This window comes from Trinickia violacea (assembly GCF_005280735.1).
In the GTDB taxonomy this organism is placed as follows: Bacteria; Pseudomonadota; Gammaproteobacteria; order Burkholderiales; family Burkholderiaceae; genus Trinickia_A; species Trinickia_A violacea.
Genome location: NZ_CP040078.1, coordinates 2580988 through 2603168, shown reverse-complemented (window position 1 = coordinate 2603168; position 22181 = coordinate 2580988). Strand labels below are relative to the sequence as shown.

Here is a 22181-nt window from a genome sequence, read left to right as displayed (position 1 = left end):
CGGACGCGCATCAGAACAATTCGCGCATGCGGTGATAGAGCATGCCGATTTCCAGCGCGGGTCCGCGCAAAGCCGGACCGCCAGGAAAGCGCACGTGTTGGAGCTTCGCGAAGAGATCGAAGGCGGCGGCGTCTCCCGTGATCGCGCTGGCTACCACGCGCCCCGCGATGCCCGTCAGCGCAACGCCATGGCCGGAAAACCCTTGCACATAGAAGTAGTTTGGATCGATCGCACCGAAGTCGGGCGCACGATTGCGCGTCACGTCGACGAACCCGCCCCACGCGTATTCGACTTTCACATCCGACAGCTGCGGAAACACGCCGACCATGCGCTTGCGGATATCGTCGGCGAGCTTCGCGGGCGATGCGCCGGTCGAACTCGCGCGTCCGCCGAATAGCACGCGGTGGTCTGCGGAAAGGCGGAAATAATCGAGAAAGAAGTTGTTGTCGCAAATCGCCTCGCGTCCGGCGATCAGCGCATCGGCTCGGGCTTGCCCAAGCGGTTCGGTCGCGACGATGTAAGAGGCGATTGGCGCAATGCACGCGGCAACGCGTGGCGGCAATACGCCATTCAGTGTGGCGTTGCCGGCGGCGACAACGAAGCGGCAACGCACTTCGCCATTTGCCGTACGCACGACCGGCCGCGCGCCGCGAACGACTTCGAATACAGGCGAATGCGCGTACAGTTGCGCCCCTTCACGACGCGCGGCATCGGCGAGGCCAAGGCAGTATTTGAGCGGATGCAGGTGACCCGAATGCGGATCGTAGACGCCGGCCAGATAGCGCTCGGATGCGATACGCGCACGCACTTCGCTGCGCTCGAGCCACGACAAATGCGGATAGCCCCAACGCGACGCCGCTGCATCCATCCATGCGCGCAAATCCGGCACGCGTTTGGTCTTCGTCGCTACGGTCAGATAACCCGCGGTGAAATCGCAGTCGATGCCGTACTTCGCGATGCGCTCGCGAATCAGCGCGACCCCGTCGACCGACATCGCCCACAACGCCCGCGCACCATCGAGACCCAGCTGCTTTTCAATGACCTCGTCCTTTGCAAAGCCGACGAGCGCTTGCCCGCCATTGCGGCCCGATGCGCCCCAGCCGGAACGATGCGCGTCGAGCACCGCAACCGAAAGGCCGCGCGCGCGGCATTCGAGCGCGACCGACAAACCGGCAAAGCCCGCGCCGATCACGCAGACATCGACGTCGAGCGTGCCTTCGAGCATCGGATCGTCCACGGCGGGGCGCCGGACGCTGGCTTCGTAATAGGAGCGGCGCGCGAGATCGTCCGCGCGCTTGTCGAGCGTTGCAGTCATCAGATCCAATCCTTCAGTCGGTACCACGCCATCGCGAGCACGAGCGCCGGCGTGCGCAGCAACGCGCCACCCGGAAAATCGCGGTGCCGAATCTTACCGAACAAGTCGAAGCGCGACGCTTGCCCGTCGATCGCTTCGGCGATGAGCTTGCCGGCGAGGCCGGTCGTGTTCACGCCGTGCCCGGAAAAGCCCTGCGCGAAATAGACCGTCGGCGACAGCCGCCCGAAATGCGGCGCGCGATTCATCGTGATGTCGACATACCCGCCCCATGCGTAGTCGATCTTTACGTCGGCGAGCTGGGGGAACGTGACGAGCATGTCGCGGCGCATCGCTTGCGCGAGGTTGGGCGGCGAGAAGGTCGAGTAGCTGACCTTGCCGCCCCACAAGATCCGCCCATCCGGCGACGGACGGAAGTAGTCGAGCACGAAGCGGCTGTCGCACAGCGCGGCGCCCGCGGGCATCAGCGCTTGCGCGCGCGCGTGGCCGAGCGCTTCCGTCGCGATCACATAAGTGCCGACCGGCATGATCTTGCGCGTGAGCTGCGGAGCGAGCGCGCCGAGGTAGGTATTGCACGCGAGCACGACGTATTGCGCGCGCACACGGCCCTTCGGCGTTTCGACGAGATGCCTGCCGTCCTCCTTGCCGATCGACGTCACGCAACTGTCTTCGAAGATTTTCACGCCGGCGTCTTTCGCGGCGCGCGCGAGGCCGAGCGTGTAGTTGAGCGGATGCAGATGGCCGCTGTCGGGATCGAACAGTCCGCCCAGGTAGCGCGACGACTGCACGTACTCCGGCATCGCGTCGCGCTCGACGTAGCGCAAGCGGTCGTAGCCGAAGCGCTTGGCGGCGTCGTCGCGCGCGGCGCGAAGTTCTGCTGCATGGCGCGGCTTGTTCGCCGCGGTAAGGTAGCCGAACGTCAGGTCGCAATCGATCTGGTGTTTCGCGACGCGGTCCTTGACGATGTCGAGTGTCTCGAGACCCATGTCCCAGACGCGCTTCACGTCGGCGTCGTCCATGTGGTTCGCGAACGCATCGATGCCGCATGCGAAGCCCGCGATCAACTGCCCGCCGTTGCGGCCGCTCGCAGCCCATCCGACTTTCGACGCCTCCAGCACGGCGACCGAGTGCCCGCGTTCCGCGAGATTGAGCGCGGTGCTGATGCCGGTGAGCCCGGCGCCGATCACGCAGACGTCGACGCTCAGCGCGTCGGCAAGGGGCGCGTGGCGCGTCGTGTCGTTGGCGGTGGCCGCGTAATACGACGCGACGTGGGGTTGATTCGAGAACTTGAGCATAGGCAGGAAAGGGCGTGAGGTGACGCGTCGATGACGAGCGCGGCGCCTCACGCCGCAGCGGTGCGACAGTTTAGAACGAGTAGATGAACTGCGTGGCGAGCAGATCGTTCGACTTCGCGTACGAACCATCGTTGCGCAGGAACACGGCGTTGTTCGCCCAGTCGTGACGGTATTCGACCTTCACGGTGATCTGCTGAGTCGGATAGAACAGCAGGTCGAGCGCGACGTCCTGGCGGTTTGCGCCCTTGCATTCGATGCCGCCGTCGGTCGAGTTCTGGATGCAATCGGTGCTGACGCCGAAGCCATTGTACGGATCGCGCCCTTGGCTGTTCAGCGCAATGCCGCCACCACCGCCGCCGTTTTTGCTGTCGACGAGGTAGTCGTAGCGCAGTGTCGCGCCCATCCGGCCGAGCACCGGCACATTGAACTTGCGGTGCGCGAGCAGCGACACGCCGTACCACTGCGCTTCGCCGCCGTTGAATGCCGCGTGCTGCTGCTGGCCGTAGTCGACTTCGGCGTTGTAGATCACGTCGGCAAGCGTGTACGTCATATCCGCTTCGCCGAAGAAGAACGTGCCGTAAGCGGTGCTTGACAAGCCGGCAGGACCGAAGCCGACCGTCTGACCGCTCGAATTGGTCGCGGTGGCCAGCGTCTGGCGTCCGATGTTGAACGAGCCGCCGATATCGAGCGCGCTCGACCACGTGTAGTCGGTACGCGCCGTGAACGTCGGGATTTTGTTGCTCGACGTGACCGGATCGCCGAACGCGTTGGTGCCGTTCTGCGTCACCGAGCCGTAAGTGCGGTACTGCTCGTTGCCGAGGAAGAACTTCCACGCCCAATTGCTGCCGTCGCCCGTGTAATTCAAGCCGATGCCGACATAGCTGCCCGGATCGGAGAAGTCGTAGAGCAGGTTATGCGTGAGCGTCTGCATCTGATTCGACTGCTGCACTTCGTAGCCGCCGAAGCTCGGAATCAAGCCGGCCACGAACGTCGTGGTGCCCGACAGCGGCACGTTGACCACAGCCGTATTGAGGATGTCGAGCCCCGTGCTGCCGTGCTCGTTCTGCAGCAGCGTGATGCCGTTGCCGCGGTTCGGCATCAGCGTGATCTCGGCGGACGGCGCCATCGGGCCCACGCCGAACGTCTTCTTGATGTCGAGATACAGATCGCCGAACGTGCTGTTGAAGTAGTTGTAGCTGCTTTCGTGGTTCGCGAACAGGAACGACGAGCTGCTTTGCGCGCGGTTATACACGTAGGTCGGGTCGATGTAGCCCGTGACCGAGAGGCCCGCGATCGGTCCGGTGTTGGCCGCGTCGGTGAGCGAATCGACCTTCAACTGCTGATTCGCGATCTGCTGCTTCATCGACGTGAGGTCGTCGTTGGTCAACGTCGCTGTCGCCTTGCCGTAATCCGGCGACGAGATATCGACCGGCGCGGCGGGCGCAGCCGTGGCCGCTGTCGCGACCGCTGCCGTGCCCGAGGTCCCCGCAACGGCCGGCTTGGACGCCACTTCCGCCTTGAGTGCCTTGACTTCTTTTTGCAGCGCTTTCAGTTCGGCTTGAAGCGCTTTGATTTCCGCACTCGTGGAGTCGGCTAAAGCAATCCCCGGCATGCTGGCCGCCACCAGCATGCATATCAGTTTCTTTTGCATCCCAATTCTCCGTTCTAGGTCGTTTTGCAGTGAGGTTTCTAGTTCGATTCGTTTCAGGCCGTGCCGAGTGATTCGGGCGCCTTGCGGGCGCTCGCCGTTTGCGGAATTCGCGGTGTTTTCGTGTCGTCGGGCTCGACTGACGCAAAGGCCATTTGCATATCGCGCATCCGCTTGCGCTCCTTCGCGAGCATCGTCTGGTTCACGAAAATGACGCCGATCGTCACGAGCGTGATGAAGAGGGTTGCGAGCGCATTCATTTCGGGGTTCAGGCCGAGACGCACGCGCGAGAACACGACGAGGGGCAGGGTGGTCGAGCCGGGTCCGGACAGGAACGCCGACAGCACGAGGTCGTCGACCGACAGCGTGAACGAGAGGAGCCACCCGGACAGGATCGCCTGCGAGATCAGCGGCAGCGTGATGACGAAGAACACCTTGAGCGGCGTGGCGCCGAGATCGAGCGCGGCCTCTTCGAGCGACTTGTTCAGCTCTTTCACGCGCGACTGCACGATGATCGCGACATACGACACGCACAGCATCACGTGACCGATCCACATCGTGGTGATGCCGCGGCCCTTGGGCCAGCCCAGCATCTGCTCCATCGCAACGAACAGCAGCAGCAGGGAGATGCCCTGAATCACCTCGGGAATCACGAGCGGCGCGTTGATCATGCCGGCGAACAGCGTGAAGCCGCGAAACCGCCCGAAGCGAGCCAGCACGAAGCCGGCCCAGGTGCCGATCACGACCGACGCGCACGCCGTCATCAAGGCGAGCTTGAACGACAGCCATGCCGCGGTCAGCAGCTCGTCGTCCTTGAGCAGCGCGCCATACCACTTGAGCGAGAAGCCGGACCAGACCGTGACGAGCTTCGACTCGTTGAACGAGAAGACGACGAGGCTGACGATCGGGATGTACAGGAACAGGAAGCCGACCGTGAGCACCGTCGCGGACAGGGGTTTGCTGGGCTTGATCATTTGGTGCTCTCCAGTTCCTTGACCTGGTAGTACTGGAACACGGCCATCGGCACGAGCAGCAGCACGACCATCGCGACCGTCACGGCGGATGCCATCGGCCAGTCCATGTTGTTGAAGAACTCGTCCCACATCACGCGGCCGATCATCAGCGTGTCGGCGCCGCCGAGCAGTTCGGGGATCACGTACTCGCCCACCGCCGGGATGAACACGAGGAGACTCCCCGCGATGATTCCGTTCTTCGAGAGCGGCAGCGTGATGCGCGTGAAGGCGGTCCAAGGCTTGGCGCCGAGGTCGTACGCGGCTTCGAGCAGCGTGAGGTCCATCTTCACGAGGTGGGCGTAGAGCGGCATCACCATGAACGGCAGGTACGAATAGACCATGCCGATATAGACGCCGATATCGGTGCGGTAAAGACGCAGCGGCTCGTGAATCAGGCCGATCGCCATCAGGAAGTGGTTGAGCAGGCCGTTGTCCTTGAGGATGCCGATCCACGCGTAGACACGAATCAGGAACGACGTCCAGAACGGCAGCATCACGGCCATCATCAGGACGTTGCGCGTCGCCGGATTCGAGCGGGCGATGTAGTACGCCATCGGATAGCCGATCAGCAGGCAGAAGAAGGTCGAAATCGCGGCCATCTTCAGCGAGCTGATGTAGGTGGCGATGTACAGATCGTCTTGCATCAGGAACACGTAGTGTCCGAGCTGCAAGGCGAAGTGCACGACGCCGTCCTTGATGCTGACGAGATCGTTGTACGGCGGAATGCCGAGCTGTTGATCGGCGAAGCTGATCTTCAGCACGAGCACGAACGGCACGGCGAAGAACACCGTGAGCCAGAGGAATGGGAAACCGATGACGGTCGTTCGGCCCGAAGGCGTGAAGCGAGCGACAAGGGCGCGCAGCGGCGCGAACGACGAACCGGTGTTGGCGTTCGCGGCGCTCAAGGAGGAGGTGGCGGGGTTTCTCATTGCGTCAGCACCACGCCGCTAGCGGGCGACCAGTAGACGAACACGTCGTCGTTGTAGGCGGGCGCACCGTCTTGCAGGAGGTGCGAGCTGGAGAGATTCGACACGACGACTTTGCCGCTCGGCAGGCGCACGTGGTACAGCGAATAGCTGCCCATATACGCGATATCCGTGACGACGCCGCGCGCCCAGTTGTGAGCGGCACTCGGCTTGTCGCGCGACACGCGCACGCGCTCGGGGCGCACCGAGATCCCGACCGGCATGCCGAGCGGCCCGGTGATGCCGTGGCTCACATACATGCGCGCTTCGAGGTCTTCGCTTTCGACGAAGATGTGGTCGGGCTCGTCTTCGACGACGTGGCCTTCGAACAGGTTGGTCGAGCCGATGAACTCGGCGGAGAAGCGGCTGTTCGGGAATTCGTAGACTTGCGACGGCGAGCCGATCTGCACGATCTTGCCTTCGCTCATGACGGCGATGCGGCCTGCCATCGTCATCGCCTCTTCCTGGTCGTGTGTGACCATCACGCAGGTCACGTCGACCTTCTCGATGATGTTGACGAGTTCGAGCTGGGTCTTCTGGCGGATCTTCTTGTCGAGCGCGGACATCGGCTCGTCGAGCAGCAGGAGCTTCGGGCGCTTGACGAGCGAGCGTGCGAGCGCGACGCGCTGCTGCTGGCCGCCCGACAGTTGATGCGGCTTGCGGCCCGCGTACTTGCTCATCTGCACGAGCGCAAGCGCATCGGCCACGCGTTCCTTGATCTCGTTCTTCGGCGTGCCTTCCTGCTTGAGGCCGAAGGCGATGTTGGCCTCGACCGTCATGTGCGGAAAGAGCGCGTAGGACTGAAACATCATGTTGACGGGGCGCTTGTACGGCGGCAGCGTCGCGAGGTCTTCACCGTCGACGTAAATCTTGCCGGACGTGGCCGTCTCCAGGCCGGCGAGCATTCTGAGCAACGTCGACTTGCCGCAGCCGGAGCTGCCGAGCAGCGCGAACAACTCGTTCTTGGCGATCGACAAATTGACGTTGTCGACGGCGGTGCTGTCGCCGAATTTCTTGACGACGTTTTCGATGCGAACGAATTCGTCCGATTTCGCTTGCTTCGTGAAAGCGATGGGCGAATTGCGGTTCGATTGCGGCGCTTCAGGCGCCTTGATGGAAGCTGTCGTATTCATGATCTAACCATTCCGTGCGAATCGCAGGCATGAGTTCTCCCGTGCGAGGCGCGAATGCGACTCACAGGGCGTGCAGCGATCGAAAGAAACTTGGGGACTGCGCGGGGAGAATCCCGTTAGCGCAGGTTGACTACCGTGATGCGACTTCTTGCCGGCGAGGGATCGAGCGACCCCTCACCCGCGGTCATGAGGCAATCAGTGGCCGGTTTTCAGTTGGGCCCAGAGGCGGTTTTCGAGGCGCAGGATGTCCGTGGGAATCGGCTTCATCAGCGTCATCTTCTTCAGCACGTCGTCCGACGGATAGACGGTCTGGTCGTTCGCCACCGCGGGTGTCACGAATTGGCGTGCGGCATGATTGGCGGTCGGATAGAACACCTCATTGGTGATCGCCGCATTGACCTTTGGATCTTCGATGTAGTTGATCCACTTCATCGCGGCTTCGGGGTGCGGGGCGTCCTTCGGAATGACCATCACGTCGAACCACAGGAGGCCGCCTTCCTTCACGTTCGCGAACTTCACTTCATACGAGCGCTTGGCTTCCATCGTGCGGCGGCGCGCGATGCCGACGTCGCCCGACCATGCGACCGCGACGCAGATGTCGTTGTTCGCGAGGTCGTTGATGTAGCCCGACGAGTTGAACTGCGTGATGTACGGGCGCACTTGCTTGAGGACCTGGAACGCGGCCTGGTAGTCGCCCGGGTTCGTGCTGTTCGGGTCCTTTTTCATGTACTGCAGAACGGCCGCGAATACGTCCACGGGTTGGTCGAGGAACGACACGCCGCAGCCCTTCAGCTTCGAGAGATTCGCGGGATCGAACACGAGCGCCCAGCTATCGACGGGCGCGCTGTCGCCGAGCGCTTTTTTAACGGCTTCGACGTTGTAGCCGATGCCGTCGGTGCCGTAGGCCCAGGGCACGCCGTACTGATTGCCCGGGTCGGCATCGGAAATCATCTTCATGAGCGTCGGGTCGAGGTTCGCCAGATTCGGCAGCTTCGATTTGTCGAGCTTCTGATAAACGCCCGCCTGGATCTGCTTCGCCATGTAGTTCGACGTCGGCACGACGATGTCATAGCCCGAGCTGCCCGCGAGCAGCTTGGCCTGCAGCGTGTCGTCGCTGTCGTAGTTGTCGTACTTCACGTGGATCGACGTTTCCTTTTCGAAGTTCGGAATCGTGTCCTTCGCAATGTAGTCGGACCAGTTGTACACGTTCAGTTCGCTGTCGGCGGCGAGCGCCGGCGTGGCGAATGACGCGGACAAACTCGTGACGGCTAACAGAGCGGCCCCCGCGATCGCATGACGAAGATGACATCCAGAACAATTAACGCTCATGATGAGATTTCCCTTGGAAATGAAAACCCGGCGCGGGTGCCCCCTCTTGTGTGCGGTCGCCGCACCCGTGCCAGGACGGAACTGCCGTTACGAAAGGCCCAATTTCTGTGCGGTGGCGTCGATGGCTTTCTTCGCCTTCGACACGATTTCATCGATCTCGCCACGCGTGATCACGAGCGGTGGCGACAGCAGCATCCGGTCGCCGGTGGCTCGCATGATCAAGTTGCCGTTAAAGCAATAGTCGCGGCAGATCGTGCCGACGTCGCCGCCGTTCGCGAAGCGCTTGCGCGCTTTCGGGTCCTCGGCGAGCTGCAGGCCCGCGACGAGCCCCGCGCCGGCGATCTCGCCGATGATCGGATGGTTCGAGAAGGTTTCGCGCAACAGATTCTGGAAGTAGGGGCCGGTGTCAGTCTTCACGCGCTCGACGATCTTCTCGTCGCGCAACAGCTTGAGATTCGCCACCGCGACGGCCGCCGCGACCGGGTGGCCCGAGTAGGTGAGGCCGTGATTGAATTCGCCGTTCTCGATGATGACCTTCGCTACGCGGTCATGCAGCGCGACGGCGCCCATCGGCACATAGCCGCTCGTCAAGCCCTTGGCCAGCGTCATGAGATCCGGCTCGAAGCCGAAGTGCTGATGAGCGAACCATTCGCCGGTGCGGCCGAAGCCGCCGATCACTTCGTCCGCGACGAGCAAGATGTCGTACTTGCGGCAGATGCGCTGGATTTCCGGCCAGTAGGTCGAAGCGGGGAAGATCACGCCACCCGCGCCTTGGAACGGCTCGCCGATGAACGCCGCCACGTTCTCCGCGCCGAGTTCGAGAATCTTGGCTTCGAGCTGCTGTGCGCGAGCGAGGGCAAATTCTTCTGGCGTCAAGTTGCCTTCGGCTTCGCCGAAGAAATACGGCTGATCGATGTGGACGATGTGCTCGACCTTCGACGGCATCTGCTCATGCATGTAGCCCATGCCGCCCAGCGTGCCGCCCGCGATCGTCGAACCGTGATAGCCGTTCTTGCGCGAAATCACATACTTCTTGGACGATTTGCCTTGCGCGCCCCAGAAGCGATGAGCGATGCGCAGCACCGTGTCGTTGCCTTCCGAGCCGCTGTTGCAATAGAAGAAGTGGTTGAACGCAGCGGGCGTGACTTCCGCGAGCAGCGCGGACAGTTCGATGACGGGCGGGTGCGTCGTCTTGAAGAACGTGTTGTAGAAGGGCAGTTCCTGAAGCTGCTGGTAAGCGGCATCGGCTAGTTCCTTGCGGCCATAGCCGACGTTCACGCACCACAGGCCGGCCATGCCGTCGATGATCTTGTTGCCGTCCGAGTCCCACAGGTAGACGCCTTTCGCCTTCGTGATCACGCGGCTGCCTGCGCGATTGAGCGTGCCCATGTCCGAGAACGGGTGGATGTGGTGGGCGGCGTCGAGCGCGCGGTATTGCGCGGTGCTGCGCGCTTGACTCGTCTGGCCGCTGGCGGCCGCGGCGGGCTGCACGTAAGCGACTTCGTCGGTTCTGTAGCTCATGTTTCCTCCGGTTGGTTTGCGCTTGCGCGTTGTTGGCTCAAATGATTGGCTCAAACGTGCAGCAGCAAATGCCTGCGTTCCCACGAACTGATGACGCGGAAGAACGCTTCGTATTCGGTTTCCTTCAGCGCGAGATACGCCTTCACGAAGCGCTCGCCGAGGATGTCGGAGAGCGGTTCGCACGCGCCCATCAAGCTCAAGCCCTCTTCGAGATTGCGCGGGAGCTGATACGGCAGCTCGTAGCCGTCGCTCGTGAGCGGCTCGGTTGGCGCAAGCTTTTGCGTCATGCCGAGATAGCCGGCGGCAAGCGTGGCGGCGATCGCGAGGTATGGGTTGCAGTCCACGCCGGGGATGCGGTTCTCGACGCGCCGTGCAACGGGCGACGAGTGCGGTACGCGGAAACCCACGGTGCGGTTGTCGTAGCCCCACTGCACGTTGATCGGCGCGGCCATGAAGCGCGACAGACGCCGGTACGAGTTGATGTAGGGCGCGAAGATCGGCATCAGCGCGGGCGTGTATTTCTGCAAGCCGGCGATGTAGGCGTAGAACATTTCGGTCGGCGCACCGTCGGCGCCGGTGAACAGATTGCGACCGGTTTCCTCGTCGAGGAGGCTCTGATGCACGTGCATGGCCGAGCCCGGTTCGTTCTCCATCGGCTTCGCCATGAACGTCGCGTACATGTGGTGACGCAGCGCGGCCTCGCGCACGGTGCGCTTGAACAGGAACACGCGGTCAGCGAGATTGAGCGGATCGCCATGCAGAAAGTTGATTTCCATTTGCGCCGCGCCGACTTCGTGAATCAACGTGTCGACTTCGAGCTCCTGCACCTCGCAGTACTCGTAGATGTCCTCGAACAGGGGGTCGAATTCGTTGACCGCTTCGATGGAATACGCTTGCCGGCCGGTCTCCGCGCGGCCTGTACGGCCGACCGGCGGCTGCAGCGGCAGGTCGGGGTCCTTGTTCATGTCGACCAGATAGAACTCGAGCTCCGGTGCGACGACGGGCTTCCAGCCCTTGGCCTTGTACAGTTCGAGCACGCGGCGCAGCACGCGGCGCGGCGAGATCGCGACCGGCGAGCCGTCGAAGTGCACGCAGTCGTGGATCACTTGCGCGGTCGGATCGACGGCCCACGGAATGAGGCGGATCGTCGACGCGTCGGGAACGCAGACCATGTCGGGATCGGTGACGCCGGTGAAGCTGCCGTCTTCTGGATACTCGCCGGTGACGGTCTGGATCATGACGGCCTGAGGCAGCCGCATCGATTCGCCGGATTCGAACTTGTTGCGCGGAATGATCTTGCCGCGCGCGATACCGGCCATGTCGGGGATGATCGCTTCGACTTCGGTGATGCGGTGTTTCTTCAGAAATTCATCAATGTCTTGCATGATTGTTCTCTTGGCAGAGTTGTGCGCGGACCGGCTGATCAGCGGCGTGCGGCAGCCGCCAGTGCGGCATCCAAGCCGGCCCTGGTGCGCATTCGATCGCGGCAGGCTGCGCCGAACGCACGGAAGATCGCATTCGAGAGCGGGTCGTCCGCCTGTTTCCACTCCGGGTGCCATTGCAGGCCCAGGGCGAAAGCGGGGGCGTCCTTCACGCTGATCGCTTCGATCAGTCCGTCCGGCGCGACGGCTTCTACTACCAAGCCGTCTCCAAGCCGCTCGACGCCTTGTCCGTGCAGTGAATTCACGCGCGCCTCGAGCGCGCCGCCAGCGAGGCGGCTGAGCAATCCGCCTTGGCTCAGGCGGATCGAATGCGAGGGCCCGTATTGCACGTCAAGGGCGTCGTCTTTGTTCTCGCGGTGGTCGTTGAAGCCTTCCACCGCGTGAACGCTTTGATGCAGCGTCCCGCCGAAGACCACATTCATCTCCTGAAAGCCACGGCAAATCGCGAGGACGGGGACGCCCGCATCGATCGCCGCGCGCATCAGCGGCAATGTCGTCGCGTCGCGCGCCGGGTCGTGCAGCGTGCCCGGCACGCTCGTCTCGCCGCCGTAGTGATGCGGCTCGACGTTCGAATAGGCGCCGGTGAAAAGCAGCCCGTCGACCGCAGCCAGGACGTCCTCGGTTGCCTGCTTCGCACCAAGAGCGGGCAGCAGCAGCGCCAACGCCTCCGAGCCGTCGACGATCGCGGCGATGTACTTCTCGCCGGTCGCATGGGACGGATGCGCTCCCATCATCGTTCTGTCGGCGGTAACGCCTACTAGCGGTTTCTTTCGCATGACTAACAGTGTGATTCAGTGGCCGCGGCAAGCGGCATCGAAAACGTTCGCATTGGGCAGCGGCGCGGCGCGGTTTTCTGCGGACGAGCAGAGTCCGCCTGACGTTGCGCGATAGCGCACGCCTGACCCAAGCGAAATGGCTGGAGCGATTCGATTTCCCGGATGCGGGGCGCAACGATTCCCATCGCTCGATCGGCGCAAGGCCAAGGCGAAAACCAAGGCCAAGCGACGGACGAGCGAAAACGAGCGCAATACGTGCGAATCAACGCACGTTCACGCAATCCGATCAATCGAACCGCGAAGAAGGAAAGAGGCGCTACGGGAGCAGGGAAGCGACCTCGTCGCAGTGCACCGCAATGAAGGCGCGTGCTGCGACTGAATTATGGCGTCGGACGGAGCGACGGGAGAGGATCGTGAAGACGGACAGGAAACGGCGAAACGCAAGGCTGCCGCTGCTGCCGTCGGCGATGGCGCCGTCAGCACGGGGGCAACCCCGCATCTGACTTCGATCCCACCTAACCAAAGGGCCTCGGACTCTCACGATTACACTCGACTGGCTGCGTTGAAAGTATTGAACGCCTCGTTCGAGAAAACGCGTGGGCGTTTAAAAAAACGGGGCATCGGTTTATCGTTTGCACCTTTATGAGCCATTTATGCTGCATTGCGTGACAAAGGTGTGACGACGACCTGTGAACCAGGATATACGAGCCAAAAACGGCGTCAATTCCTTTTATGAAAATTTTGCTCGGGGGTTACCCTGAGCATGTGCAAGACACACGGGCAAGCGGAATATTGGGGGACGGGGCCGCGATTTCTTAGATTTTTCAGGGTTTCCCCGAGCGGCGCGCGCGTCAAAGTGATTAGAATATTCAACACCGTGATCGCTATCCACGCCAAACCAACCCCGATTCGAGAGCGCATCGTGTCCATCGAAGTGGCTACCCGTCTTCAGTACATTCGTAAGAAGCATGGCTTGTCGCAGCGCGAATTGGCCAAGCGCGCTGGTGTGACGAATGGAACGATCTCGCTCATCGAGCAAAATCGCGTGAGCCCTTCGGTGGGCTCGCTCAAGAAATTGCTCGAATGCATACCGATGAGTCTCGCGGAGTTCTTCACGTTCGATATCGAGGAGAACCACGCGGTCATTTCGCGCCGCGCCGACATGCCGAATCTCGGCAACGAGTCGATCGAGTTCTACCTGGCCGGGGCCGGCGTGAAAGACCGCAACATGTGCATCATGCGGGAGGTCTATCAACCGCTCTCGGATACGGGCCCCGAGATGCTGCAGCATGAAGGACACGAGGGCGGTGTCGTCGTCAGCGGCCAGATCGAGTTGACTGTCGACGGCACGACGTGGCTGCTCGACCCCGGCGACAGCTATTACTTCGAAAGCCGCTTGCCGCATCGCTTTCGCAATTCGAGCGCGGAGCAAGTCTGCGAGATCGTGTCGGCGAATTCGCCGGCGACGTTCTGAAGGCTGCGCTCAAGCGTAAGCGCAAGCGCAAGCGAACCCAATCTCGACACAGTACCGGCGCACGACGCGCATCGCGTTCCAGCCGGTGCAGCCATCACGATTCACGGCGCACCGCGCATCGAACGCATAACAGTGAGGCATCCTGATGGAAAAGAAGAACCTGAGTTATTGGAATGACTTGGCCGCCAAGCTTTCGATCGAAGGGCGGGCGTTTATCGACGGCGAATACTGCGCTGCTGCATCCGGCCGCACGTTCGATTGCGTGAGCCCGATTGACGGCAAGGTGCTCGCGAAGGTCGCAGACAGCGGCGCGGAGGATGTGGATCGCGCCGTCGCCGCTGCGCGGCGCGCCTTCGAAGCGCGCGTATGGGCAGGGCGCAATCCGCGCGCGCGCAAGAAGATCCTGCTGCGCTGGGCCGCACTCATGCGCGAGCATCTCGACGAACTCTCGCTGCTCGAAACGCTCGACGCCGGTAAGCCGATCGGCGACACGACGAGCGTCGACGTACCCGGCGCCGCGTATTGCGTCGAGTGGTTTGCCGAAGCGATCGATAAAGTCGGCGGCGAAGTGGTGCCGAGCGATCATCATCTGGTGGGGCTCGTCACGCGTGAGCCGATCGGCGTGGTCGCGGCTGTCGTGCCGTGGAATTTTCCGATCCTGATGGCCTCGTGGAAATTCGGCCCGGCGCTCGCGGCGGGCAACAGCGTGGTGCTCAAGCCGTCGGAGAAGTCGCCGTTGACCGCGATCCGCGTCGCGCAACTCGCGCACGAGGCCGGTATTCCGGCAGGCGTGTTCAACGTGCTGCCGGGCGGCGGCGAGCCGGGCAAGCTGCTCGCCTTGCATCAGGACGTCGATTGCCTCGCGTTCACGGGCTCGACGAATGTCGGCAAGCTGATCATGCAATACGCGGGACAGTCGAACCTGAAGCGCGTGTGGCTCGAACTCGGCGGCAAGTCGCCGAACATCGTGCTGCCCGATTGCCCGGATCTCGATCGCGCGGCCAATGCCGCTGCGGGCGCGATCTTTTACAACATGGGCGAAATGTGTACGGCCGGTTCGCGACTGCTCGTGCATCGTGAGATCAAGGATGCGTTCCTCGATAAAGTCATCGCCGCCGCGCGCAGCTATACTCCGGGCAACCCGCTCGATCCGCAGACCACGATGGGTGCGATCGTCGACAAGATCCAGCTCGAGCGCGTGCTCGGCTATATCGAAGCGGGACGCGCAGAAGCGAAGCTCTTGCTGGGCGGCTCGCGTGTGAAGCCGGAAAGCGGCGGCTTCTATATCGAGCCGACGATTTTCGATGTCGCGACGCCGGATGCGAAGATCGCCCGCGAGGAAATCTTCGGGCCTGTGTTGTCGGTCATCACGTTCGACAGCATCGAAGAAGCGGTGAAGATCGCGAACGACAGCGAATATGGCCTCGGCGCCGCGGTTTGGACCGCGAACCTGACCCACGCGCACGAAATCGCGCGCAGCTTGCGGGCGGGCACGGTATGGGTCAACTGCTACGACGAAGGGGGCGACATGAACTTCCCGTTCGGCGGCTATAAGCAATCGGGCAACGGCCGCGACAAGTCGTTGCACGCACTGGAGAAGTACACCGAGCTGAAGTCCACGCTCGTGCGGCTGCGCTAAAGGATTCGCAAGCCAGCGCGACGGCGCCATTGCGCGCGCCGTCGCGTTCCCAATGAATCCGACGCCGAACTGGCGCGCTCAACCAGGAACCCTCGCGCGCCTGATTCGGCACGTTCCATCAGGTCTCTCATGACTGAACTCCTCTATGGCGATGGCGCCATTCGCCGTCCGTCCCTCTACGGGTCTTCCATCGAAAACACTTACGCGGGCGTGCTGTCGTTCATGCGACGCAAATACACGCGCGAACTCGACGGCGTCGATGTCGTCGTGTCCGGTGTGCCGCTCGATCTCGCCACGACGTTTCGCTCGGGCGCGCGGCTAGGGCCGTCGGCGGTGCGCGCGGCGAGCGTGCAGCTTGCCGAACTGGATCCTTACCCGTGGGGCTTCAACCCGTTCGACGATCTCGCCGTGACGGATTACGGCGATTGCTGGTTCGACGCGCACAACCCGCTCTCGATCAAGCCCGCGATCATCGAGCATGCGCGCACCATCCTGCGCTCGAACGCGAAGATGCTGACCTTCGGCGGCGATCACTACATCACGTATCCGCTGCTCGTCGCGCATGCGGAGAAGTACGGCAGGCCGCTCTCGCTGATTCACTTCGACGCGCACTGCGATACGTGGGCCGACGACAGCCCCGATTCGCTCAATCACGGCACGATGTTTTACAAGGCTGTGAAGGAAGGGCTGATCGATCCGAAGACGTCGGTGCAAGTGGGCATTCGCACCTGGAACGAGGACTTTCTCGGCATCAACATCCTCGACGCTGCCTGGGTGCCCGAGCACGGCACACGTGCTGCGCTCGAGCGGATTACGTCGATTGTCGGGAGCGCTCCGACGTACTTGACGTTTGATATCGATTGCCTCGATCCGGCGTTTGCGCCGGGAACGGGCACGCCGGTGCCCGGCGGGTTGAGCTCCGCCCAGGCGCTCGCGATCGTGCGCGGCTTGGGGGCGGTGAACCTGATCGGTGCCGATGTCGTGGAGGTGTCGCCTGCTTATGACCAAAGCGAAGTGACGGCGCTCGCCGCCGCGCATATCGCTTGCGACCTGCTGTGCCTGTGGCGCCAGAAGAAGGTCGGGGCGCGCTGACGACGCGTGATGACCGCGCTCGGTCTTCTGCGGGTACGAAAGACCGAGCGCGACGCCTTAACCCCGATTCGCCGTTGTCTCGCGATAATAGAGCGATCCGCCCTTGGATCGACAATTCGACAAATCGACGAGAAAGACCGCGACATGAACGACTCCACCGACATCCGTTTCCTGCTGGCAATACGAGATTCCGGCAGCCTCGTTGCGGCAGCGAGAAAGCTCGGGCTATCGCCGTCCGCGGTCACGCAGCGCCTTCAACAGATCGAGAAGAAGCTCGATACGCGGCTGGTCGACCGCACGGCCCGCGGCCTGCGGTTCACGGAAGAGGGAACGTTGCTGTGCCGGCGCGGCGCGGAACTCGTCCAGCAGTTCGACATGCTGTTCGAGGAGGTGCAGGCTCGCCGTTCGGGGCTCGTCGGCACCTTGAGTATCGCCGCGCCGCTAGGGTTCGGGCGGCGCTACGTCGCTCCCGTCGTTGCCGACTTTCAACAGGACAATCCCGGCGTCGACATCGTGCTGACGCTGTCCGACCAGCCGCTGACCGAAGCGGCCGACCGGTACGACATCGTCGTGCACATCGGCGAGTTGCCGGCGTCGAATCTGGTCGGTTATGCGATTGCGCCGAACTCGCGCTTCGTTTGCGCGGCGCCGTCGTTGCTGAAACGCTTCCCGAACCCGCAGAGCCCCGACGATTTGGCCAAGCTCCCGTGCATCGTGCTGCGCGAAAACAATGAAGATGTGTCGCTCTGGCAGTTTCGCAAAGGCCGCGCGGCGCGCAGCGTCAGGGTTCCGTCGAAGCTGATCTGCAACGATGGCGAAGTGATTCGCCGCTGGGCCTGCGAAGGGCGCGGCGTGATTCTCCGTTCCGAATGGGACGTCGCTGACGATATCGCGAAGGGAAATCTCGTGCGGCTGCTGCCCGCATGGAAGACATCGGATGCCGATGTGATCGCGCTCACTCACCATCGCGTGAGCTTGCCCGCTCGCACCAAGCAATTCATGCGGTATTTGCAGGACCGGTTCAAGCCGAAGCCGCCGTGGCGAACCTGAGCGGCCGATTGTCGAACCCGTCGACGAGCATTCAGTTTCTTCGAATGATTGAGTGAGCTGGACTGAATCGCCAACGCAGATTCGAACTCTATACTTGACGCCATGAACGAACGACAACTCCGGGAGTGTCCTGGCTCATGAGCGATTCATCTTCGACGTCCGCCTATCCGAAAGCGGTGCTCTTCGATCTGCTGACCGCGCTTCTCGATTCATGGACGCCGTGGAATCGAGCCGCGGGTTCGGAGGAAGCGGGCAGGGCTTGGCGCGCGGAGTATTTGCGTCTGACCTATGGCTGCGGTGCTTATGTCGAATACGAGCAGTTGGTGAGGCAAGCGGCGGCACGGGTAGGCTTGCCCGAAGCCGCGCCGCTCGCGCTCCAAGCGAACTGGCTGCAATTGACGCCGTGGAGCGGCGCGGTAGAGGCGTTGCAGCAGCTTCGCCCGCATTGCAAGCTGGCGGTTGTGACCAACTGCTCGATACGGCTTGGCCGCCAAGCGGCCGAAATTCTTCCCGTCGAATGGGATGGGGTGATCACGGCGGAAGAAGCGGGCGTCTACAAGCCGGACCCGCGTCCGTATCGACTTGCGCTAGACAAGCTCGGTGTGACCGCCGCGGACGCCGTGTTCGTGGCCGGCTCCAGTTACGACATGTTCGGCACCGCTGCGGTCGGCTTGCGGACCTACTGGCACAACCGAGTCGGGCTTGAATTGAAAGAAGGGGCGCCGCCGCCTGAAATCGAAGCGCCGACGCTCGTCGAGCTGGTGTCGTGGTGCAGCCGCTTTGGTGCATCGTCCCGCAGTAATGTCCCGCAGTAACTAAGCCGATTGAAATCATGAAACTCGACGAACTCGATACGCCAGCCGCACTGGTCGACATCTCGCGGATGGAACGGAATATTGCGCGCATGCAAGCGCGTATGGACGCGCTCGGCGTGACATTCCGCCCTCATGTGAAAACCACCAAATGCCTGGACGTGGTCCGCGCGCAATTGGCGGCGGGCGCGAAAGGCATCACTGTTTCGACACTGAAAGAAGCCGAAGCGTTTTTTGCTGCCGGCGTGACCGATATTCTTTACGCGGTCAGTATCGCGCCATCGAAGTTGCCGAGGGCGATGGCGTTAAGACAGAAGGGCTGCGATCTAAAGCTCGTGATCGACAACGTCCCTGCGGCAGTGGAGATTGCAAAGTTCGCGAGCGAGCAGCGCGAATCGCTAGAAGTGTGGATCGAAGTCGATACGGATGGCCATCGTTCAGGCATCACGCCGGAGCAGGATGCGCTGCTCGAAGTCGGGCGCATTTTGCACGAGGGCGGCATCAAAGTGAGCGGCGTGATGACACACGCGGGGTCGAGTTACGAGCTTCACTCGCCGGAAGCGCTCAGTGAACTTGCCGAGCAGGAGCGTGCGGGCTGCGTCCGCGCGGCACAAAGGTTGCGCGACGCGGGTATCCCTTGCGAAGCGGTCAGCGTCGGTTCGACGCCGACGGCATTGTCGGCCGCGAAACTCGACGACGTGACCGAAGTGCGGGCAGGCGTCTATGTGTTCTTCGATCTCGTGATGCACAACGTCGGCGTCTGTTCGATCGACGACATCGCGTTGAGCGTGGTCGCCACGGTCATCGGCCATCAACCCGAAAAGAACTGGGTCATTCTGGACTCAGGCTGGATGGCGATGAGCCGCGATCGCGGCACGTCGAAACAGGCGCACGATTTCGGCTATGGTCTACCGTGTGCGCTCGATGGCACGCCGTTGAACGGTTGGGTGATGAGCGGCGCGAACCAGGAGCACGGCATTCTTTCGCCCGCGAACCCGCAACTCGCCAACGGGTCGCAAGACGAGAGTTTGGCGGCGCGTTTTCCGATCGGAACCAAGCTGCGCATCCTGCCCAATCACGCTTGCGCAACGGGTGCGCAGTTCCCGGAATATCACGCGCTATCGGACGATGGCGAAACTACCGTATGGAGTCGCTTTCATGGCTGGTAATGAACAGAGTACGCATCTGCCGCGCACCGAAAATCCCGCAGGCCTCTCGACGCCCGGCGGCCACTATAGTCACGTCGCTATCGCCAACGGGCTCGTATTCGTGTCGGGGCAACTGCCGATCGACGCGAACGGCCAGAAGCTGACGGACGAGTCCTTTGAAGCCCAAGCCGAGCAGGTGCTGGCGAACGTCAAGGCGGCGCTCGAAGGCGTGGGCAGCAGCATTGGGCAACTGGTGCAAGTCCGCGTCTATATCGCCGATATCGAGCATTGGCCAAGTTTCAATCAGATCTACACGCGTTGGGCGGGCGAAGCGCGGCCGGCGCGCGCGATCGTGCCGACGGGTCCGCTGCATTACGGCTTCAAGATCGAAATCGAAGCGACGGCGATGCTGTGATGCCGCTGGAGCGCGCGCCGGATTAAGGCGCAATGCTTTCGATAGCGACGGCGTGCGCCTCGAGCACGCCTTTTCGCGGCTTAGCGTGCACTGTTCAAGCTCTCGACCGCAGCCTTGTTTTGCCAAACGTTGTCTCTGACGGTGAGCTTTTGCGGGATCAAGCGCGCGCCGTAAAACGCATCGGCGACGTTTTGCTGAAGCGCGATCACATTGTCGGTGACGGGCGTCGCGCCATACGGTACGCGCCGGACCCACGTTTCGACGATCGCTTGATCGAGCCCGACCTTCGGCGCGATCAACGCTGCCGTTTCGCCCGGATGCGCGTTGACCCACTGGCCCGTCGCACGCAATTGGCTCAGCACGGCGGCTACGATATCCGGGTGCTGCTGCGCAAAATCTCGCGTGGACTCGTAAAAGTTATTGGTGGGAAAGCCGGCGAAATCGGCAAGCGTGCGGACTTTGAGCGTCGCTTGCGCTGCGGCGTAATACGGGTCCCAGACCACCCACGCGTCGACGTTGCCGCTTTCGAATGCCGCGCGTGCATCGGCAGGGGCGAGATAGACCGGCTGCACGTCTTCGTATCGCAAGCCGGCTTTCTTGAGCGCTTCGAGCAGCAGGTAGTGCGAACTCGAACCCTTTTGGAGCGCGATGCGCTTGCCTTTCAAGTCGGCGGGCGTGCGCAGCGGGGAGTCGGCTTTGACGAAGATAGCTTCGTTGTGCGCGGCGGCCGGTTCAGCGCCGACATAGACGAAGTGCACACCGCCCGCTTGCGCGAATACTGCGGGTGGTGCGCCGGTATAGCCGAAATCGATGCTGTTGGCGTTTAGCGCTTCGAGCAATTGCGGGCCTGCCGGGAATTCGAACCATTCGACGCGATAGCCGAGCGGTTTGAGCTTTTGCTCGAGCACGCCTTGCGCCTTGAGCACCGCGAGCAGGCCGGCTTTTTGATAGCCGACTCGCAATACCTTGTCGGTGTCGCCTTGCGCGAAGGAAGGAAAGGCAGCGAGTGCAAATAGCAAAGAAGCGAGCCAAGCAGCGACGATGCGCAATGGGGAGCGGACGGCCAGTTTGATCACGAGAGAAACTCCATGCGGACGGTCGATGACGAAGGCGGCACCGCGCGTGACGACAGCGCGCGTGCCGCTCGAGTCAGCGAATCGTCGCATGCACTTACGGCGAAACAAACCAAGCAATTGCGATTTGAATATGACGTTGCGTTAGCGAATTGGCGCCGCGTTGCACGGCGGCCAAAGCGGTCAGCGCTTGGTGGCGCGCTTGCGGGGCGGGCCTGATGCCGTGCCTGTCTTGCGGTTTTCATCCGGCACATGGCCGAGCCGCTTTTTCATGATCGTCGCGACCCGGTCGCCCAAATAGCCGCCCGCCGCTTCCTCGAGCGCGCGGTTCATTTCGCTTTCGACGAGCACCATCGCGAGCGGACGCATCCGTCCGATCGCCTCGACGAGCGCAGGCACGTCGGCGGGCGGCGGCAGTGACGCTTCATCGTATCGATCGAGCCGACGCACGACGAGATCGACGAGCACCTTCGCGACCGCTTCGAAATGCGGGCGAACGTCGCTCATCATGTCGAGCATCTCGCGCGCCGGTATCCCTTCGCGAGCCATCGCCGCACCGGCCGCGAGCGACGACGGGCTCTTCGCGACGAACTTCAACCCGTCGCGCTCGAGAAGACCCAGCTCAACGGCTTTGGCTAGCGCGGCCGGCGCTGTGCCGCCGAACATCGTCGCGAGCGCGGCGAGCGAATAGGCTTGCGGCCGCTCTTGCGACCATCGTCCGCCGATGGCGTTTTCGAGGCCGAGGATCGAGCGCAGGTCGTGTCCTTCTTCGATCGCCTTGATCAAGTCCTGAATGTTCGCAAGCGAGTAGCCGCGCGCGAGCAGGTGGTGGATGAGCTTGAGGCGCGACACGTGCGTGTCGTCGTAAATGCCGACACGTCCGCGTTTCTCCGGCGGCGCAAGCAGCCCGCGATCCTGGTAGGCGCGTATGTTGCGCACGGTGCTGTCGGCGACGCGCGCGAGCTCGTCGACGGAGTATTCGTTGCCGGGCGAGTTCGCCGCGGCGCCGGTCGTGCGGGAGGCGGAAGAGGGGGTTTTGCGCAT

At 62.5% G+C, this 22181-nt stretch carries 20 protein-coding genes; 7 read left to right on the top strand and 13 right to left on the bottom strand.

The window, feature by feature from the left end; genetic code table 11:
* Positions 1-10: 10 nt before the first annotated feature.
* The 11 genes from FAZ95_RS33745 to FAZ95_RS40295 form a co-directional block, all read right to left on the bottom strand.
* Entirely contained in the window at positions 11-1315 is a 1305-nt protein-coding gene (locus FAZ95_RS33745) for an NAD(P)/FAD-dependent oxidoreductase (protein WP_137336729.1), read from the bottom strand.
* Positions 1315-2607, bottom strand: a complete 1293-nt coding sequence (locus FAZ95_RS33740) for an NAD(P)/FAD-dependent oxidoreductase (RefSeq protein ID WP_137336728.1) — start codon at positions 2605-2607, stop codon at positions 1315-1317. Before FAZ95_RS33740 ends, FAZ95_RS33745 begins: the two co-directional genes overlap by 1 nt.
* A 70-nt stretch (positions 2608-2677) precedes the next feature.
* Positions 2678-4258 carry a DUF3138 family protein gene (locus FAZ95_RS33735; protein ID WP_137336727.1) on the bottom strand — a complete coding sequence of 527 codons (1581 nt, stop codon included), beginning with the start codon at positions 4256-4258 and terminating at the stop codon, positions 2678-2680.
* Between the two features lie 53 nt (positions 4259-4311).
* A complete protein-coding gene (locus FAZ95_RS33730; RefSeq protein ID WP_137336726.1) occupies positions 4312-5229 on the bottom strand; it encodes an ABC transporter permease subunit in 918 nt (305 codons plus the stop codon).
* On the bottom strand, positions 5226-6197 hold the full coding sequence (locus FAZ95_RS33725; protein ID WP_137336725.1) for an ABC transporter permease subunit: 972 nt from the start codon (positions 6195-6197) through the stop codon (positions 5226-5228). The genes FAZ95_RS33730 and FAZ95_RS33725 overlap by 4 nt, the downstream gene beginning before the upstream one ends.
* Positions 6194-7366, bottom strand: coding sequence for an ABC transporter ATP-binding protein (locus FAZ95_RS33720; RefSeq protein ID WP_137336724.1), 1173 nt, complete (start codon positions 7364-7366; stop codon positions 6194-6196). The genes FAZ95_RS33725 and FAZ95_RS33720 overlap by 4 nt, the downstream gene beginning before the upstream one ends.
* A gap of 195 nt (positions 7367-7561) precedes the next feature.
* A complete protein-coding gene (locus FAZ95_RS33715; RefSeq protein ID WP_137336723.1) occupies positions 7562-8695 on the bottom strand; it encodes a polyamine ABC transporter substrate-binding protein in 1134 nt (377 codons plus the stop codon).
* An 87-nt stretch (positions 8696-8782) separates the two neighbouring features.
* A complete protein-coding gene (locus tag FAZ95_RS33710) occupies positions 8783-10216 on the bottom strand; it encodes an aspartate aminotransferase family protein (protein WP_137336722.1) in 1434 nt (477 codons plus the stop codon).
* Positions 10217-10266: 50 nt separating this feature from the next.
* Positions 10267-11601: a glutamine synthetase family protein gene (locus FAZ95_RS33705; protein ID WP_137336721.1), complete on the bottom strand. Its 1335-nt coding sequence runs from the start codon at positions 11599-11601 to the stop codon at positions 10267-10269.
* Between the two features lie 38 nt (positions 11602-11639).
* Entirely contained in the window at positions 11640-12434 is a 795-nt protein-coding gene (locus FAZ95_RS33700) for a gamma-glutamyl-gamma-aminobutyrate hydrolase family protein (protein WP_137336720.1), read from the bottom strand.
* A 316-nt stretch (positions 12435-12750) separates the two neighbouring features.
* On the bottom strand, positions 12751-12957 hold the full coding sequence (locus tag FAZ95_RS40295; protein WP_137336719.1) for a hypothetical protein: 207 nt from the start codon (positions 12955-12957) through the stop codon (positions 12751-12753).
* Between the two features lie 399 nt (positions 12958-13356).
* On the opposite strand from FAZ95_RS40295, the gene FAZ95_RS33690 reads away from it, so the two are divergent.
* From FAZ95_RS33690 to FAZ95_RS33660, 7 genes are all read left to right on the top strand, one after another.
* Positions 13357-13908: a cupin domain-containing protein gene (locus tag FAZ95_RS33690; protein ID WP_137336718.1), complete on the top strand. Its 552-nt coding sequence runs from the start codon at positions 13357-13359 to the stop codon at positions 13906-13908.
* Positions 13909-14053: 145 nt separating this feature from the next.
* Positions 14054-15547: an aldehyde dehydrogenase gene (locus tag FAZ95_RS33685; RefSeq protein WP_137336717.1), complete on the top strand. Its 1494-nt coding sequence runs from the start codon at positions 14054-14056 to the stop codon at positions 15545-15547.
* Between the two features lie 129 nt (positions 15548-15676).
* Positions 15677-16639, top strand: a complete 963-nt coding sequence (gene speB / locus FAZ95_RS33680) for an agmatinase (protein WP_137336716.1) — start codon at positions 15677-15679, stop codon at positions 16637-16639.
* Between the two features lie 144 nt (positions 16640-16783).
* The gene (locus FAZ95_RS33675; protein ID WP_137336715.1) at positions 16784-17689 is read left to right on the top strand and encodes a LysR family transcriptional regulator; all 906 of its coding nucleotides are present in this window, start codon (positions 16784-16786) and stop codon (positions 17687-17689) included.
* A 137-nt stretch (positions 17690-17826) separates the two neighbouring features.
* Positions 17827-18504 carry an HAD-IA family hydrolase gene (locus FAZ95_RS33670; protein WP_137336714.1) on the top strand — a complete coding sequence of 226 codons (678 nt, stop codon included), beginning with the start codon at positions 17827-17829 and terminating at the stop codon, positions 18502-18504.
* Positions 18505-18521: 17 nt separating this feature from the next.
* Positions 18522-19670 carry a DSD1 family PLP-dependent enzyme gene (locus tag FAZ95_RS33665; protein WP_137336713.1) on the top strand — a complete coding sequence of 383 codons (1149 nt, stop codon included), beginning with the start codon at positions 18522-18524 and terminating at the stop codon, positions 19668-19670.
* Entirely contained in the window at positions 19660-20064 is a 405-nt protein-coding gene (locus FAZ95_RS33660; protein ID WP_137336712.1) for a RidA family protein, read from the top strand. Before FAZ95_RS33665 ends, FAZ95_RS33660 begins: the two co-directional genes overlap by 11 nt.
* A gap of 80 nt (positions 20065-20144) precedes the next feature.
* Here FAZ95_RS33660 and FAZ95_RS33655 read toward each other — a convergent pair whose 3' ends face one another.
* Both FAZ95_RS33655 and FAZ95_RS33650 read right to left on the bottom strand, forming a co-directional pair.
* Positions 20145-21230: a sulfonate ABC transporter substrate-binding protein gene (locus FAZ95_RS33655; RefSeq protein WP_137336711.1), complete on the bottom strand. Its 1086-nt coding sequence runs from the start codon at positions 21228-21230 to the stop codon at positions 20145-20147.
* A gap of 90 nt (positions 21231-21320) precedes the next feature.
* The gene (locus tag FAZ95_RS33650; protein WP_137336710.1) at positions 21321-22181 is read right to left on the bottom strand and encodes a MerR family transcriptional regulator; all 861 of its coding nucleotides are present in this window, start codon (positions 22179-22181) and stop codon (positions 21321-21323) included.